Annotated in this window: 15 protein-coding genes and 1 riboswitch; of the genes, 3 read left to right on the top strand and 12 right to left on the bottom strand. The window is 66.2% G+C overall.

Annotated features, from left to right (window positions below; all coding sequences use genetic code 11):
- Nucleotides 1-304: 304 nt before the first annotated feature.
- From WDB66_RS01150 to WDB66_RS01120, 7 genes are all read right to left on the bottom strand, one after another.
- Nucleotides 305-799 carry a phosphatidylglycerophosphatase A family protein gene (locus WDB66_RS01150; protein ID WP_339396588.1) on the bottom strand — a complete coding sequence of 165 codons (495 nt, stop codon included), beginning with the start codon at nt 797-799 and terminating at the stop codon, nt 305-307.
- Nucleotides 796-1,761: a thiamine-phosphate kinase gene (gene thiL, locus WDB66_RS01145; protein ID WP_339396587.1), complete on the bottom strand. Its 966-nt coding sequence runs from the start codon at nt 1,759-1,761 to the stop codon at nt 796-798. Before thiL ends, WDB66_RS01150 begins: the two co-directional genes overlap by 4 nt.
- A 94-nt stretch (nt 1,762-1,855) precedes the next feature.
- Nucleotides 1,856-2,329, bottom strand: a complete 474-nt coding sequence (gene nusB / locus WDB66_RS01140; protein WP_339396586.1) for a transcription antitermination factor NusB — start codon at nt 2,327-2,329, stop codon at nt 1,856-1,858.
- Entirely contained in the window at nt 2,326-2,793 is a 468-nt protein-coding gene (gene ribH / locus WDB66_RS01135; RefSeq protein WP_339396585.1) for a 6,7-dimethyl-8-ribityllumazine synthase, read from the bottom strand. Before ribH ends, nusB begins: the two co-directional genes overlap by 4 nt.
- 30 nt (nt 2,794-2,823) lie before the next feature.
- Nucleotides 2,824-3,930, bottom strand: a complete 1,107-nt coding sequence (gene ribBA, locus WDB66_RS01130) for a bifunctional 3,4-dihydroxy-2-butanone-4-phosphate synthase/GTP cyclohydrolase II (RefSeq protein WP_339396584.1) — start codon at nt 3,928-3,930, stop codon at nt 2,824-2,826.
- Entirely contained in the window at nt 3,927-4,529 is a 603-nt protein-coding gene (locus WDB66_RS01125; protein WP_339396583.1) for a riboflavin synthase, read from the bottom strand. Before WDB66_RS01125 ends, ribBA begins: the two co-directional genes overlap by 4 nt.
- A gap of 70 nt (nt 4,530-4,599) precedes the next feature.
- A riboswitch (FMN riboswitch) is annotated at nt 4,600-4,749 on the bottom strand.
- A 224-nt stretch (nt 4,750-4,973) separates the two neighbouring features.
- The gene (locus tag WDB66_RS01120) at nt 4,974-5,333 is read right to left on the bottom strand and encodes a DUF1304 domain-containing protein (RefSeq protein ID WP_339396582.1); all 360 of its coding nucleotides are present in this window, start codon (nt 5,331-5,333) and stop codon (nt 4,974-4,976) included.
- 228 nt (nt 5,334-5,561) lie between these two features.
- Between WDB66_RS01120 and WDB66_RS01115 the strand changes: the two genes are divergently transcribed.
- Complete coding sequence (locus WDB66_RS01115) at nt 5,562-7,367, top strand: cation:proton antiporter (protein ID WP_339396581.1); 1,806 nt, start codon at nt 5,562-5,564, stop codon at nt 7,365-7,367.
- Between the two features lie 14 nt (nt 7,368-7,381).
- On the opposite strand, the gene ribD is transcribed toward WDB66_RS01115, so the two are convergent.
- From ribD to glyA, 4 genes are all read right to left on the bottom strand, one after another.
- On the bottom strand, nt 7,382-8,476 hold the full coding sequence (gene ribD / locus WDB66_RS01110) for a bifunctional diaminohydroxyphosphoribosylaminopyrimidine deaminase/5-amino-6-(5-phosphoribosylamino)uracil reductase RibD (RefSeq protein WP_339396580.1): 1,095 nt from the start codon (nt 8,474-8,476) through the stop codon (nt 7,382-7,384).
- A 10-nt stretch (nt 8,477-8,486) separates the two neighbouring features.
- Nucleotides 8,487-8,819 carry a hypothetical protein gene (locus WDB66_RS01105; protein ID WP_339396579.1) on the bottom strand — a complete coding sequence of 111 codons (333 nt, stop codon included), beginning with the start codon at nt 8,817-8,819 and terminating at the stop codon, nt 8,487-8,489.
- Nucleotides 8,820-8,822: 3 nt separating this feature from the next.
- The gene (gene nrdR / locus WDB66_RS01100) at nt 8,823-9,359 is read right to left on the bottom strand and encodes a transcriptional regulator NrdR (protein WP_339396578.1); all 537 of its coding nucleotides are present in this window, start codon (nt 9,357-9,359) and stop codon (nt 8,823-8,825) included.
- Between the two features lie 114 nt (nt 9,360-9,473).
- The gene (glyA, locus tag WDB66_RS01095) at nt 9,474-10,739 is read right to left on the bottom strand and encodes a serine hydroxymethyltransferase (protein ID WP_339396577.1); all 1,266 of its coding nucleotides are present in this window, start codon (nt 10,737-10,739) and stop codon (nt 9,474-9,476) included.
- Nucleotides 10,740-11,164: 425 nt separating this feature from the next.
- On the opposite strand from glyA, the gene ettA reads away from it, so the two are divergent.
- Both ettA and pyrF read left to right on the top strand, forming a co-directional pair.
- Nucleotides 11,165-12,826 (top strand): energy-dependent translational throttle protein EttA, encoded by a 1,662-nt coding sequence (ettA, locus tag WDB66_RS01090; protein ID WP_339396576.1) that lies wholly within the window; start codon nt 11,165-11,167, stop codon nt 12,824-12,826.
- Nucleotides 12,827-13,092: 266 nt separating this feature from the next.
- The gene (gene pyrF / locus WDB66_RS01085) at nt 13,093-13,914 is read left to right on the top strand and encodes an orotidine-5'-phosphate decarboxylase (protein ID WP_339396575.1); all 822 of its coding nucleotides are present in this window, start codon (nt 13,093-13,095) and stop codon (nt 13,912-13,914) included.
- 27 nt (nt 13,915-13,941) lie between these two features.
- On the opposite strand, the gene uvrB is transcribed toward pyrF, so the two are convergent.
- Nucleotides 13,942-15,981, bottom strand: a complete 2,040-nt coding sequence (uvrB, locus tag WDB66_RS01080) for an excinuclease ABC subunit UvrB (RefSeq protein WP_339396574.1) — start codon at nt 15,979-15,981, stop codon at nt 13,942-13,944.
- Between the last annotated feature and the right edge of the window lie 115 nt (nt 15,982-16,096).

Genomic DNA, 16,096 nt, shown 5'->3' with positions numbered 1-16,096 from the left:
CTACCCCACCGCGCCGCCCCCCCCCGCAACCCTGAGGGACGCGCGCTGTTTTTCCGGCAATTTTAATAACTTCCTGACCTGTGACTCGGCTACAAGAACCCTTCTCCCGCCGGGAGAGGGAAAAGTCAGCTGAGCGATGGGGCCAATCAGGAGAACCTTTGCCACCACAGACTTTTCTGCAACCCCAACCCGCCATCGCGGCAATGCCCAGCCGTCAAGCGGAAATCAGGAACACAGCTGGAAAATGACCACCAGCGACATTTTGCGGATTGCTGGAAGCGTGTTTGACGGCAATCAATCCGGATCAGGCCCCGGCCAGCCACCAGGCGCTGGCCTGCACGCAGATCAGCGCGTAGATTCCGGCCAGGGCATCGTCGAGCATCGTGCCGAAGCCGCCGCCGACACGGCGGTCGGCCCAGCCCACCGGCCAGGGTTTGAGGATGTCAAACAGGCGGAACAGCACGAAGGCCGCCAGCAACCAGACCCAGCCGGCCGGCACCGCGATCAGCGCGATCCACAGGCCGATGAATTCATCCCAGACGATCAGGCCGGGGTCGTGCACGCCCAGACGCCGGATCGTCCAGTTCGCCGCCCAGGTGCCGAGCGCGAAGGCCAGCAACAGTGCCAGTAGATACGCCGGCAACGGCAGTTCGCGCAGCACCAGCCACGGCACGAAAGCCGCCAGCGTGCCGAACGTGCCCGGCGCGACCGGCACCAGCCCCGAGCCAAAACCGGTGGCGATCCAGCCGGCCGGATGCGACAGCACGCGGCGCGCGGCGCAGGGAATCTTCGAGCTCATGCAGTCGGCTCCACGAAATGCTGCCAGCCGGCGCCACCCAGTTCGATGACACCGCCATCCGCATCATGCAGGCGGACGCCACCGTTTTCGACCACACGACCGATGCGGGTCAGTGTCACGTCGCTGCCTGCCAGCGCGGTGCGCACTGCGTCGATACGGGATTCCGGCAGCGTGAAGGCCAGTTCGTAGTCGTCGCCGCCACTGGCCTGGCAGCGCAATCGGAAGGCGGGATCGGCGACTGAACGCAGCGCTTCGGAAGCCGGCAGCGCGGCCGCATCCAGCACGATGCCGACGCCACTGGCGTGGGCGACATGGCCCAGATCGGCCAGCAAACCATCCGAAACATCGATCACCGCATGCGCCTGTCCGCACAACGCCAGACCCAGCGCGGTACGCGGCACGGGCCGGTGCAGTCGTTGTTGCATCCTTTGCAGCTGCGCTGGGGCGGTGTCTCCCGAACCTAGACGCAGGGCCGCAGCGGCATCGCCCAGCGTGCCACTGACGAATACCGCATCGCCGACCTGCGCGCCGCTACGTGTCAACGCTCGGCCCACCGGCACGAAACCCAGCGCGGTGATGCCGACCGCAAGCGGGCCACGTGTCGTATCGCCGCCGACCAAGGCGATGCCGCTGGCCGCTGCCAACTGGCCAAATCCCTGCATCAATCCCGCGACGAAATCCGCATCGGCCTGCGGCAGCGACAGCGACATCAGCGCCCAGGCCGGCGTCGCGCCCATCGCGGCCAGATCGGACAGGTTCACCGCCAGCGCCTTCCAGCCGATATCTGCCGCATCGGCATCGGCCGCAAAATGCACCCCGACATTGAGCGTGTCGCAGACCGCGACCAGTTGCTGCCCGGCCGGCACGTCGAGCACCGCGCCATCGTCGCCGATGCCCAACGCGACATCGGCGCGACGGCCACTTTGCGCTGCGATGCGGGCGATCAGATCGAATTCGGCCATGAGCATCCGGAACCGGAAAACAGGATGGGCGGCGTTCGCGTCAGCCAGCACGCGCGTGTACGTGAATCACACCCTTCGCGCCGCCGCACGGCACTCAACGCCGCGCGGCGCTGACTTCCGGCTCGCGCCACTGCGCCGCAGCGCGATCCAGCACGCCGTTGACGTAGCTGTGGCCGTGATCGGCGCCGAAACGTTTGGTGGTTTCAATCGCCTCATTCAGCACCACGCGGTACGGCACATCAATGCGGAACAGCAGTTCATAGGCGGCCAGACGCAGCACTCCGCGCTCGATCGGATCGATCTGGGCGATATCGCGGTCGACGAAGCGGCGCAGTTCCTCGTCGATCTTCGCCAGATTCCCATCGACCCCGCGCAGCAGATCCTCGAAATACTCCAGATCGGCGATTTCCATGTCCTGCTCGGTGCGGAACTGGGCGATGACCTCCGCGATGTTCTGGCCCGACAACTGCCAGGCGTAGATCGCCTGCAAGGCACGCCGCCGCGCGCGCGAACGGGCGGCGGGATCGACACCATCAGGTCGGACCGAACGCGAACCGTGCCCGCTCATGCCAGCTGCTCCAGCAGATCCACCATCTCGATCGCGGCCAATGCCGCCTCCTCGCCCTTGTTGCCGTGCACACCACCGGCACGCGCCTGCGCATCCTCGTGCCGTTCCACCGCCAGCACGCCGTTCAACACCGGCAGCCGGTGCCGCAGCGACACCTGCATCAGACCTTCGGCACAGCCATCGGCAACCTGTTCGTAATGGCGGGTTTCACCGCGCACCACGCAGCCCAGCGCAATCAGCGCCGCATAGCGGCCATCGGCCGCGACGCAACCGGCCGCCTGCGGGATTTCCCAGGCGCCGGGCACGCGGATCACGTCGATGGTCTCGGCGTCGACGCCGTGATCCTGCAGCGTGGTGCGCGCCGCTTCGACCAGCGCATCGACGATGCGGGGATTCCAGCGGCTGGCAAGGATGGCGAAACGCGCGCCGGCGCGGGCACGGATCTGCCCTTCGTAGTGGCTCATGGACGGACCGGAAGTACTAAAACACGCAGTTTACCCGCCACGCGACACCTCCGCGTAGCCCACGACCTCCAGACCGAAGCCGCCCAGCGCCACCTGGCGGCGTGGCGTGCCGAGCACGCGCAGCCGGCGCGCACCCAGATCAGCCAGGATCTGGGCGCCGACGCCGTTGCGGCGCCATTCGGCCGGGCCGTCAGGCGTGGTGCTTGCGGTGCTCTGGCCCTGAAGCCGCGACAACAGGTTTTCCGCCGGTGCCGCACCGCACAAGATCACCACGATGCCGCACTCGGCGGCGGCCGCTTCGGCCAGCGCGCGCGACAGCGAGATGCCCAGATCCTCGCGTTCGATGTGAAGAAGATCGGTCAGCACGTTCTCCACATGCACCCGCACCAGCACTTCATCGCTGGCTGCCGGATCACCACGCAGCAGCGCGAAATGCAGCGCGCCATCGACCAGATCGCGGTAGCTGACCAGACGGAACGGGCCGGCATCGGTCTGCACCTCGCGTTCATCGACACGCTCGATGCCGCGTTCGGTGCGCAGCCGGTACTGGATCAGATCGGCGATGGAACCGATCTTCAGGCCGTGCTCTCGCGCGAACACTTCAAGCTGCGGGCGACGTGCCATGGTGCCGTCCGGATTCAGGATTTCCACAATCACGCCAGCCGGTTCCAGCCCCGCCAGCCGCGCCAGATCGACCGCCGCCTCGGTATGTCCGGCGCGGCGCAGCACACCGCCGGGCTGGGCGATCAACGGGAAGATGTGGCCGGGCTGGTGCAGATCATCGGGCGCTGCATCGGCCTTCACTGCGGTCTGGATGGTATGGGCGCGGTCGGCAGCGGAAATGCCGGTGGTGACGCCCTGCGCGGCCTCGATCGAGACCGTGAACGCGGTGCGGAACTGCGAGCGGTTGTCGCGCGCCATCAGCGGCAGACCGAGGCGTTCGCAGCGCTCGGTGGTCATCGGCAGGCACACCAGTCCGCGCCCATGCGTGACCATGAAATTGATGTCGTCCGGCCGCACCAGGCTGGCGGCCATCACCAGGTCGCCTTCGTTCTCGCGGTCTTCGTCATCGACCACGACGACCATGCGGCCGGCGCGGATGTCTTCGATCAGTTCGGGGATCGTCGCAAAGCTCATGCCTGCGTCTCCTTTTCAAACAGCCGCTCGGCATAGCGCGCCATCAGATCCACTTCGATATTGACCGCATCGCCGACCTGCCGCTGCGAGAACGTCGTGACCTGCTGCGTATGCGGGATCAGGTTGACTTCGAACTCGTCGCCGTCGACCGCGTTCACCGTGAGGCTGACGCCGTCGATGCAGACCGAACCCTTGCGCGCGATGTAGCGCGACAGCCCGGACGGCACCCGGAAGCACCAGCGCTGCGAACGCGCATCGATTTCGATGGCGGTCACTTCGGCCAGACCATCAACGTGGCCGGTGACCAGATGCCCACCGAGGCGGTCGGCCAGACGCAGCGCCTTTTCCAGATTCACCACGTCGCCTTCGGCGGCATCGCCGAGCGTGGTCAGGCCCAGGGTTTCATTCGAGACATCGGCGAAAAAGCCCTGCACGGACGGTTCCAGCGCAGTCAGGCACACGCCGGATACGGCGATGCTGTCGCCGGGCGCGACATCCGAAAGGTCAAGGGAGCCGGTTTCGATATGCAGTCGCACATCGCCGCCGCGTGGCTCGATGCGGATGATGCGGCCGAGGGCCTGGATGATGCCGGTAAACATGGTCGTTCTCCGCGAAAGGGATGCGAAAAACGCCGTCAAGGCTTGTGACCGTGGCGGCATGGCCGCTGCGGATCGTCTTCTTCACTCCGGACTGTGACCGTCGGCTCCGGCATCGGACCGGATCTGCTGACCTTGCGCTGCGCGCAAGCGCTCGCGGGCTTATCGCGGCAAACCGCGACCTACCGCCGGTGGGGACTTGCACCCCGCCCTGAAGACGTTGCCCGCCAGCGCGAGCCTGTCGGGCTCTTGCGGCGGACTGTTGATGATGGGGATCGGCCAAGGCCGGTTCAAGGCGCGCGGAGGGGACTTTTTCTGCTGTGGCCCGCATGGCCGTGAAACCGGATCGGACTCGCTCAGGTCGGCAACGACGCGTACTGCCTCGGCGCTGCCGCCAGCAGCACGTAGCGCATCAGCCATGCGGACAGCGACCGCGCCGCGGGTGGGTCATCGCCCCAGCCATAACAATGCGAACGCCAGCGCCGCCGGCAGCGCCTGGATGAACAGGATCTTGCGTCCCACCGTCAGCGCACCGAACACGCCGGCCACGATCACGCAGCCCAGGAAAAACAGTTTGATCGCGAACCCTTCCGCACCCAGCCACAGGCCCCACGCCAGTCCGGCCACCAGAAAACCGTTGTACAAGCCCTGATTGGCCGCCAGCACCCGGGTCTGCTGCGCGAACTCGGGCGTCAGCTTGAAGGCGCGGCGGCCGGCGGGCCGGGTCCACAGGAACATTTCCAGCACCAGGAACCACAGGTGCAGCAGCGCGACCAGCGCGGTCAGAAGGTTGGCGGCAAGGTTCATGGGCGATGGCCATAGCGGAAACCGGGCTGCCGATCTTCGCATGTCGGCGCTACCGGGTTTGCAGCAGCGCCCCGTCGCCCCCACACTTGCGCGCTTCGCGATCACCCTTGCTCCGATACCACCGCTGCCCAGCCTGATTCCGTCGCCCGTCTGTTTTCGACCTGAAACAACGCCGGTGGATGCTGCCGGGTTCGCGCGCCGGACCTTTTGCCGATGAATCACTCGTTGATGCCCCTGATCCTGCTGGTCCTCGGATTCCTGTGCCAATGGCTGGCCTGGCGGGTGCGCCTGCCGGCGATCCTGTTCCTGCTGCTGACCGGCATCGTGCTGGGCCCGGCCACCGGCCTGCTGGATCCAGATGCGATGTTCGGCGATGTGCTGTTCCCGCTGGTATCGCTGGGGGTGGCGGTGATCCTGTTCGAGGGCAGTCTCGGCCTGCGCTGGTCGGAAATACGCGGCGTGGCGCCGGTGGTGCTGAATCTGGTCACGGTCGGCGCGCTGGTCAGCCTCGTGGTACTGGCGGCGGCGGCGCGCTATCTGGTCGGGTTGTCGTGGGAACTGGCGTTGCTGTTCGGCGCGCTGACCTGCGTCACCGGGCCGACGGTGGTGGCGCCAATGCTGCGCGCGGTGCGGCCGAACGCGAAGATCGCGAACGTGCTGCGCTGGGAGGGCATCATCATCGACCCGATTGGTGCGCTGTTTGCGGTGCTGGTGTTCAACTGGATCTTGCTGGGCATGGCGCGCGACACCTTCAGCGGTGCGCTCGGCGAGTTCCTGCTGACCACGGCGGTGGGCACCGGCTTCGGTGTCGCCGGTGCGATCGGCCTGGGTTTCCTGCTGCGCCGCCACTGGATTCCCGAATACCTGCACAACTACGCCACCCTGGTCGCGGTGCTTTCGGTGTTCTGGCTGTCCAATGCCGGCGCCGCCGAATCAGGCCTGCTGGCGGTGACCATCATGGGCATGTGGCTGGGCAACCACCCGCATCTGCACATGGACGACATCCTCGATTTCAAGGAGCACCTGTCCACGCTGCTGATCTCGCTGCTGTTCATCGTGCTGGCGGCGAGGCTGGACTGGCCCAGCCCCGCAATCGCACTGGGCGGAGCAGCGGTACTCGCCGTGGCGATGCTGGTGGCGCGGCCGCTGTCAGTGCTGGTCTCGACGCTGGGCAGCAGCCTGGACTGGCGCGAGCGCGCGCTGATCGCATGGATCGCGCCGCGCGGCATCGTGGCGGCGGCGGTGTCGGCGCTGTTTGCGCTGAAGCTGGAAAAGGAAGGCGTGGCCGGTGCCGAACAACTGGTGCCGCTGACCTTCCTGCTGATCATCGGCACCGTGGTACTGCAAAGCGCCACTTCTCGCCGGCTGGCACGCCGCCTCGGGGTGTCGGAACCGGACCGGCGCGGCGTGCTGATCGTCGGTGCCAATCCAGTGGCACGCGCCCTGGCGCTGGCGTTGCAGCAGCAGAAGATCCCGGTGCTGCTGGCCGATGACGACTGGATGGCGATCCGTACCGCGCGTATGGCCGGGCTGCGCACCTTCTTCGGCAACCCGGTTTCCGAACATGCCGATGTGCATCTGGACCTGACCGGCATCGGCTCGCTGCTGGCGATATCCACGCGGCGCGAACTCAATTCGCTCTCCTGCGTGCGCTACGCGCCCGAGTTCGGCCGCGAACGCATCTTCCGCCTGCGCATCCTGCCGCCGGGCGAAGCGCCACGGCAGACGCTGTCCGGCGTGCAGTCGGGCACGCCGTTGTTCGGCAACTCGGTCACCCACCGGCAGCTCAATGAAAGCCTTGCCGCCGGCGCCGGCATCCGCAGCACCCGCCTGACCGACACCTTCGGCTGGAAGGAATACCGCGAGCGCCACGGCGAGGATGCGCTGCTGCTGTTCGCCATCGACGAACGCGGCATCCTGCGCCCTACCACCGGCAAACAGGATTGGCAGCCGAAGGCGGGCTGGACAGTGCTGGTGCTGGCCCAACCTTCAAACGGCAACGGGACAACATCCACCGATCCGGCGACGGGCTGAGCGGCGGCTGGCGTCTACTCTGCCGCGCGCAGCAGCAAGCGCCAGTCAGGGCCGAGCTTGCGTTCGTCCACGACATGCAGCTTCCAGCGTTCAGCCATGTCGGTCAGCGCCGGCAGCTGCAGCAACGGGCGCGCTTCGGAGCCGAGCAGCAGCGGCGCGATATAGAGCAGCAGCTCATCCGCCAAGCCTTGTGCGAACAGCGCACCGCAAAGCACCGGGCCGGCTTCGACCTGGATTTCGTTGATGCCGCGTTCGCCCAGACGCTGCAAGGCGGCTGGCAGCGAAAGGCCGTTTTCGTCCAGCGGCAATGGCTCGCATTCGACATTGCTGAAACGCGAATCCGGCACTTCGCCCGGCACATGGAAGAACAGCGTCGGGGCACTGCCATCGAGCAGATGCATGCCGGCGGCGGTGCGCAGATGGCGGTCCAGCACCACGCGCAGCACCGGCGCGATATCGGCTTCGGGTACGCGCGCGGTCAGGCGCGGATCGTCGGCCAGCACGGTGCCGCTGCCGGTCAGGATCGCGCCGGCACGCGCGCGCCAGTGCTGCACATCGTCGCGCGCGGCCTCGCCGGTGATCCACTTGGATTCGCCATTGCCCAGCGCGGTGCGCCCGTCCAGGCTCATCGCCAGCTTGATCCGCAGCCACGGCCGGCCGCGCTCGATGCGAGACAGGAAACCGCGATTGATCGCGCGCGCCTGCGTTTCCATCAGCCCCGACTCGACCACGATCCCGGCCTCGCGCAGTCGCTCGAAGCCGGTGCCGGCGACCTGCGGAAACGGATCGCGCAGCGCCGCGACCACGCGCGTGACGCCCGATTCGATCAAGGCGTCCACGCACGGCGGGGTACGGCCGTGATGGGCGCAGGGTTCCAGCGTCACATAGGCGGTGGCACCGCGCGCGCGCTCACCGGCATCGTGCAGCGCCAGCACTTCGGCATGCGCCCCGCCGGCACGCTGGTGCCAGCCTTCGCCGACGACCTCCTCGCCCTGCGCGATGACACAACCGACCATCGGATTGGGCCGCGTGGTGTACGCGCCGCGTTCGGCCAGGCGCAGCGCGCGGGCCATCATGGCGTGATCGGTAGATGAAAATGCGTGCTTCATCGGCGCCCTCTCAAACGGCCAGATCAGGCAGCCGCAGCAGCGGCAGCCATAGCGCGATGACGCTGAAACCATCGACCAGCATCGCGCCGATCGCACTGGCCATGGCTGTCACCGTGCCGCGCCGCGGATACGCCTCCAGCCGCCACCAGATCACACCGACCAGCAGTGGCAACAGCAGTGAAACCGGCCACCAGTGCATCCAGAAACGCGTCAGTTCCGGCAATGGCGCGCCGGCGGATTCGTAGATCGGCGCGATGCGCGTAGTCAGCAGCCAAGGCAGCAACGCCGCCGGCACCGAGCCGAACAGCCCGACACCCGACAGCAGCGACTGCCGTCCTTCCATTACTCAGCGCTTCCGCTCGCGCGCCGTGCTCTTGTCGAAGGGAAGCACCTCACCCACCAGCAGCGGCAGCTGCTCTTCGCCATCAGGCAGGTCGCGTTCCAGCATTTCAATTTCCTCGCGGAAATCGGCCACGTCCTCGAAGCGGCGATAGACCGAGGCGAAGCGCACATAGCCGACATGATCGAGTTTGCGCATCTGCGCCATCACGAAATCACCCAACCGGCGCGAAGCCAGTTCGCGTTCGCCGGTGGTGCGGGCCTGCTGCACCACGGCACGCACCGCGGCTTCGAGTTGTTCTTCCGGCACCGGGCGCTTGTGCAGCGCGCGCTCCATCGAACGGCGCAGCTTGCCGACATCGAAGGCTTCGCGCCGGCCATCGCCTTTCACCAGCATCGGCAGCTTCAGCTCGGCGGTCTCGCTGGTGCTGAAGCGCCCGCCGCACTCGCTGCACTCGCGCCGGCGCCGGATGCTGCTGCCATCCTCGCTCACGCGCGAATCGATGACGCGGGTGTCTTCGTGCTGGCAGAAGGGGCAGTGCATTGGAGGCCGGGATTGGGGATTAGGGATTGGGGATTCGAAAAGCAGGGTTATGGGCGGGGCGGGATTTTCGCTCTTGCAAATCCCGAACCCCCTATCCCGAATCCCTGCTCTCAGTCAGTACACCGGATATTTCCGGCACTGCGCCGTCACCGCATCACGCACGCGGGCGATGACGGTTTCGTCGTTGGGTGCGTCGAGGATGTCGGCGATCCAGTTGGCCAGGTCGACGCAATCCTGTTCGACATAACCGCGTGTGGTGACCGCCGGCGTACCCAGGCGCAGGCCGGAGGTGACGAACGGTGAGCGCGGGTCGTTCGGTACCGAGTTCTTGTTGACGGTGATGTTGGCGCGGCCGAGCGCGGCTTCGGCGTCCTTGCCAGAGACATCCTTGCCGATCATGTCGACCAGCATCAGATGGTTCTGGGTGCCGCCGGACACGATCTTGTAGCCGCGCGCGATCAGCGTGTCCGCCATCGCCTGGGCATTCTTCACCACCTGCTGCTGGTAGCTCTTGAACGACGGGTCCAGCGCTTCCTTGAACGCCACCGCCTTGGCCGCGATCACATGCATCAGCGGGCCGCCCTGGATGCCGGGGAAGACGATGGACTGGAGCTTCTTCTCGATCTCCTCGGCCGCTTCGCCGGCCGCATCGCGGCTGAGCACGATGATGCCGCCACGCGGGCCGCGCAGGGTCTTGTGCGTGGTCGAGGTGACCACGTGCGCATGCGGCAGCGGGCTCGGATAGACACCGGCCGCGATCAGCCCGGCGACGTGCGCCATGTCCACGAACAGCCAGGCGCCGATCTTGTCGGCGATGGCGCGGAAGCGGGCCCAGTCGATCACCTGCGAATAGGCCGAGAAACCGGCCACGACCATCTTCGGCTTGTGCTCAAGCGCCAGACGCTCGACTTCGTCGTAATCGATCAGGCCCTGCTCGTTGACACCGTACTGGACCGCGTTGAACAGCTTGCCCGAGGCATTGACCTTGGCGCCGTGAGTCAGATGGCCGCCATGCGCCAGGCTCATGCCCAGAATCGTGTCGCCAGGTTGCAGCAGCGCGAAATACACCGCCTGGTTGGCCTGCGAACCCGAGTGCGGCTGCACATTGGCGTAGTCGGCGCCGAACAGTTGCTTGACGCGTTCGATCGCCAGCGTTTCCGCCACATCGACATGCTCGCAGCCGCCGTAATAGCGCTTGCCGGGATAGCCCTCGGCGTACTTGTTGGTGAGCTTGCTGCCCTGCGCTTCCATCACCAACGGGCTGGCGTAGTTCTCGCTGGCGATCAGTTCGACGTGGTCTTCCTGCCGCTGCGATTCGGCGGCGATGGCGCGGGCCAGTTCGGGATCGAACGCCGCGAGCGTGCTGGTCTTGTCATACATGCGCTGGTCCTCCTGGGCAAGTTCACCATCATAACCCGGCGCGCGTCGGGTGTTCTGTTCCCGGCCCGCCGATACCACCGCCCGAAGCGCCGGCCATCGCAGGGAAAATCCGACGGCTGAACGACACCGGCCGCCGGCATCGGGCGTGCGCGCACCTGTCCGGTTGGGCAGCAACCCGGGCCGTGGTGGCAAATTCCTGTGGCGCCCCCATATCCCCATTCACACGCTGGATGTCGAGCCAAGTGCCGGCTCTCGCCTCTTGTCCGTCCAGTACCTGAGCCAAACCCGTCAGGTCAAGGCGCGCGGCATGGCGGCCGGCGCGGTGCTGGGCGATAATGGCCAGCTTTCCCGGTTTCCTCCTGGTCCCCCATGCAGCACGGCGTGCCGTCCGGCAGCCGTCCGCATATCCCATTTCCGAGAGTCCCATGTCGCAATACATCTACACCATGAATGGCGTGTCCAAGACGGTCCCGCCCAAGCGCCAGATCATCAAGGATATTTCGCTGTCGTTCTTCCCCGGCGCCAAGATCGGCCTGCTGGGCCTGAACGGCGCCGGCAAGTCCACCGTGCTGCGGATCATGGCCGGCGTGGACAAGGATTTCGAAGGCGAGGCCCGCCCGCAGCCCGGCATCAAGGTAGGCTACCTGGAACAAGAACCCCAGCTTGACCCTGAAATGACCGTGCGCGAAGCGGTCGAGGAAGGCGTCGGCGAAGTGTTGCAGGCGCAATCCGCGCTGGACGCGGTCTACGCCGCCTATGCCGAGGAAGGCGCTGATTTCGATGCGCTGGCCAAGGAGCAGGAGCGCCTCGAAGCGATCCTCGCCGCCGGCGACGCGCATACCCTGGAAAACCAACTCGAAGTGGCCGCCGACGCGCTGCGCCTGCCACCGTGGGACGCCAAGATTGGCAACCTGTCCGGTGGCGAGAAGCGCCGCGTGGCGCTGTGCCGCCTGCTGCTGCAGAAGCCGGACATGCTGCTGCTCGACGAACCCACCAACCACCTCGATGCCGAATCGGTCGAATGGCTGGAGCAGTTCCTGGCGCGCTACACCGGCACCGTGGTGGCGGTCACCCATGACCGTTACTTCCTCGACAACGCCGCCGAATGGATCCTGGAACTGGACCGCGGCCGCGGCATCCCGTGGAAGGGCAACTACACCGAGTGGCTGATGCAGAAGGACGAGCGCCTGAAGCAGGAGGAAAATCAGGAAAAGGCGCGCCAGAAGGCCATCCAGAAGGAACTGGAATGGGCCCGGCAGAACGCCAAAGGTGGCCGTTCCAAGGGCAAGGCGCGTCTGGCGCGGATCGAGGAACTGCAATCGGTCGATTACCAGAAGCGTCAGGAAACCAACGAAATCTTCATCCCGCCCGGCGAGCGCCTCGGCAGCAAGGTGATGGAGTTCAAGAACGTCTCCAAGAGCTTCGGCGACCGCCTGCTGATCGATGACCTGAGCTTCATCGTGCCGCCCGGCGCGATCGTGGGCATCATCGGCCCGAACGGCGCCGGCAAGTCGACGCTGTTCCGCATGATCATCGGTCAGGAAAAGCCGGATTCAGGCAGCATCGAAATGGGCCCCACCGTGCAGCTGGCCTATGTCGACCAGAGCCGCGACGCGCTGGAAGGCAACCACAACGTGTTCCAGGAAGTGTCCGGCGGTTCGGACATCCTCAATATCAACGGCATCGAGATCCAGTCGCGCGCCTACATCGGCCGCTTCAACTTCAAGGGTCAGGACCAGCAGAAGATCGTCAGCACGCTGTCCGGCGGTGAGCGCGGCCGCCTGCATCTGGCCAAGACCCTGCTGCAGGGCGGCAACGTGCTGCTGCTCGACGAACCCTCGAACGACCTGGACGTGGAAACCCTGCGTGCGCTGGAAGACGCGCTGCTGGAATTCCCCGGCAACGCCTTCGTGATCAGCCATGACCGCTGGTTCCTGGACCGCATCGCGACCCACATCCTGGCGTTCGAAGGCGATTCGCACGTCGAGTTCTTCCAGGGCAACTACCGCGAATACGAGGAAGACAAGAGGCGCCGCCTCGGCGACGATGCCGGTCCGAAGCGCCTGCGGTTCAAGGCGCTGAAGTAAGGCAGGCAGGCCGCCTCGGGATTGTGGGTGAGTCCGGCACTGTCGTAGGCCGGATCAAGCAGCGAAGCTGCGGATCCGACAACCTGCTGGTCCGAACAAAAGCACTCGCGCCTGCGGCGCTCGCCGCCCCACCCAACCCTCTCCCCCGCTGGCGACGGAAGAGCAGGGCTTTCGAGCAGCTAAGCTGCGAGCCTGCGAGCGCCAGCCGACATGCAAGTCGGCTGGCGGGACGCGAAGCGGGGTGCAGCCCCGGCGCTGGAGATGTCATGAGCTTCATCAACCAACTGCGGAATCGCTGGCAGCACGCCAACACCCTGCTCTGCGTCGGGCTGGACCCGGAGCCGGCCAGGTTTCCGCACCATCTGGCCGATGATCCGGATGCGGTGTTCGCGTTCTGCCGCGCCATCGCCGATGCCACCGCGCCTTACGTATGTGCGTTCAAGCCGCAGATCGCGCATTTTTCCGCACTCGGCGCGGAGGCTGCTCTGCAACGGCTGATCGCGTACATCCATGCCGAGCACCCCGGCATCCCGGTGATTCTGGACTCCAAGCGCGGCGACATCGGCAGTACCGCCCAGCACTACGCCAGTGAAGCCTTCGTACGCTTCGGTGCCGATGCGGTCACGGTGAATCCGTATCTGGGACGCGATTCGGTACAGCCGTTCCTAGACCATGCCGACAAGGGCGTGATCGTGCTGTGCCGCACCTCCAACCCCGGTTCGGGCGAATTCCAGGATCTGCCGGTCGATGGCCTGCCGCTGTACCGCCATGTCGCGCGACGCGTGGCGAATGAATGGAATGAACACGGCAACTGCGCGCTGGTGATCGGCGCCACCTGGCCCGATGAACTGGCCCAGGTGCGTGCCGATGTCGGCGAGTTGCCCTTCCTGGTGCCGGGCATCGGCGCCCAGGGCGGCGATGTGCAGGCGGTGATGCGGGCCGGTGCCTGTGCCGATGGCGGCGGGCTGGTGATCAGTTCCTCGCGTGCGATCCTGTACGCCGGCGCGGGCGAAGATTTCGCCGAAGCCGCTGCCATCGCGGCACAGCAACAGCGCGACGCGATCAACGCCTTCCGGCCGCAACCCTGATCCCGATCAAACGCCGGGAACCCCGGCTCAGCCGGCGAACGCCTGCGCCTTGATCCGGCCGATCTCGTCGCGCACCCGCGCCGCATCCTCGAATTCCAGATCCTTGGCGTGCTTGTACATCTGCTGCTCCAGCACGCGGATTTTCGCGGCCGCCTGCTCCGGCGTCAGCGCGCGGTAGTCGGCGGTCGGTTCGGCCACCTTGCGCGCCGCACCGCGGCCACGCCCGACAGCGCTGCGGCCTTCGGAGACTTCTTCGCGGGCGCCTTCCAGAATGTCGGTGATCGGCTTGACGATGGTGCGCGGCACGATGCCGTGTTCGGTGTTGTGTTCGACCTGGCGCGCGCGGCGGCGGTCGGTTTCGTCAATCGCGGCCTGCATCGAACGGGTGATGCGGTCGGCGTACAGAATCGCCTTGCCACGCACGTTGCGGGCGGCGCGGCCGATGGTCTGGATCAGCGAGCCTTCCGAACGCAGGAAGCCTTCCTTGTCGGCATCCAGGATCGCCACCAGCGAGACTTCCGGCATGTCCAGACCTTCGCGCAGCAGGTTGATGCCGACCAGCACATCGAACACGCCCAGGCGCAGATCGCGCAGGATTTCCACGCGCTCCACGGTGTCGATGTCCGAATGCAGATAGCGCACCTTGATGCCGTGCTCGCCGAGGTATTCGGTCAGGTTTTCGGCCATGCGCTTGGTCAGCGTGGTGACCAGCACGCGGTCACCCAGGGCGATGCGCGCTCGCGCCTCGCTCATCAGATCATCCACCTGGGTGGCGACCGGGCGGATTTCCACTTCCGGATCGATCAGACCGGTCGGGCGCACCACCAGTTCGACGATGCTGTTCTCGGTCTTGCCCAGTTCGTAGCGCCCCGGCGTGGCCGAGACGAAGACCATGCGCGGCGCGCGTGCCTCCCATTCCTCGAAACGCAGCGGGCGGTTGTCCAGCGCCGACGGCAGGCGGAAGCCGAATTCGACCAGGTTTTCCTTGCGCGAACGGTCACCCTTGTACATCGCGCCGAGCTGCGGAATGGTGACGTGCGATTCGTCGATCACCAGCAGCGCGTCGGCTGGCAGGTAGTCGAACAGCGTCGGCGGCGGTTCGCCCGGCGCCTTGCCGGTGAGATGACGGCTGTAGTTCTCGATGCCGGAGCAGTAGCCGACCTCGGCCATCATTTCCAGATCGAAGGTGGTGCGCTGTTGCAGGCGCTGGGCTTCGACCAGCTTGTTCTGGGCGTAAAGCTGCTCGAGCCGCTGCGCCAGCTCTTCCTTGATCGTGTCGATCGCGCTGAGCACGCGCTCGCGCGTGGTGGCGTAGTGGGTTTTCGGGTAGATCGTGTAGCGCTGCACCCGGCGCAGGGTTTCGCCGGTGAGCGGATCGAAGATCGCCAGGCTCTCGATTTCGCCATCGAAGATCTCGATGCGCACCGCTTCGGTTTCGTTCTCGGCCGGGAACACATCGATGCTCTCGCCGCGCACGCGGAAGGTGCCGCGCTGCAACTCGAACTCGTTGCGGGTGAACTGGAGATCGGCCAGATGCCGGATCAGCCGCCGCGCATCGACCCGTTCGCCACGCGCCAGGATCAGCCGCAGTGACAGGTAATCCTCCGGCGCACCAAGCCCGTAGATCGCCGACACCGTGCCCACGATCAGCGCATCGCGCCGCGACAGCAACGCCTTGGTCGCGGCGAGCCGCATCTGCTCGATGTGCTCGTTGATCGAGCTGTCTTTCTCGATATAGGTGTCCGAGGCCGCGATGTAGGCCTCGGGCTGGTAGTAGTCGTAGTAGCTGACGAAATACTCGACCGCGTTGTTCGGGAAGAAGGCCTTGAACTCGCCGTAGAGCTGCGCCGCCAGGGTCTTGTTCGGCGCCAGCACCAGCGTCGGCCGCTGCACCTGCTGCACCACATTGGCAACGGTGAAGGTCTTGCCCGAACCGGTCACGCCCAGCACCGTCTGGTGCGCCAGCCCAGCCTCGAACCCGGCCACAAGCTGCGCGATCGCCTGCGGCTGGTCGCCAGCCGGCGCGAACGGGGAAACAAGCTCGAAGCGGGGAGAATCCTCGGTCATCAGGACGGGAAGTATAGGAGCTGTTCCACCCGCCGTTGACCGAGGGCAGAAAAAAGCCCGCCGGTGAAGGCGGGCTTTGTAAAGATGGCTGGCCCGATGGGTGGGCCAGCCGAGG

This window comes from Denitratimonas organivorans (assembly GCF_037478135.1).
Taxonomy (GTDB): domain Bacteria; phylum Pseudomonadota; class Gammaproteobacteria; order Xanthomonadales; family Xanthomonadaceae; genus Denitratimonas.
Note: the sequence above shows the minus strand (reverse complement) of the source record. Positions and strands in the feature narration are given on the sequence as shown.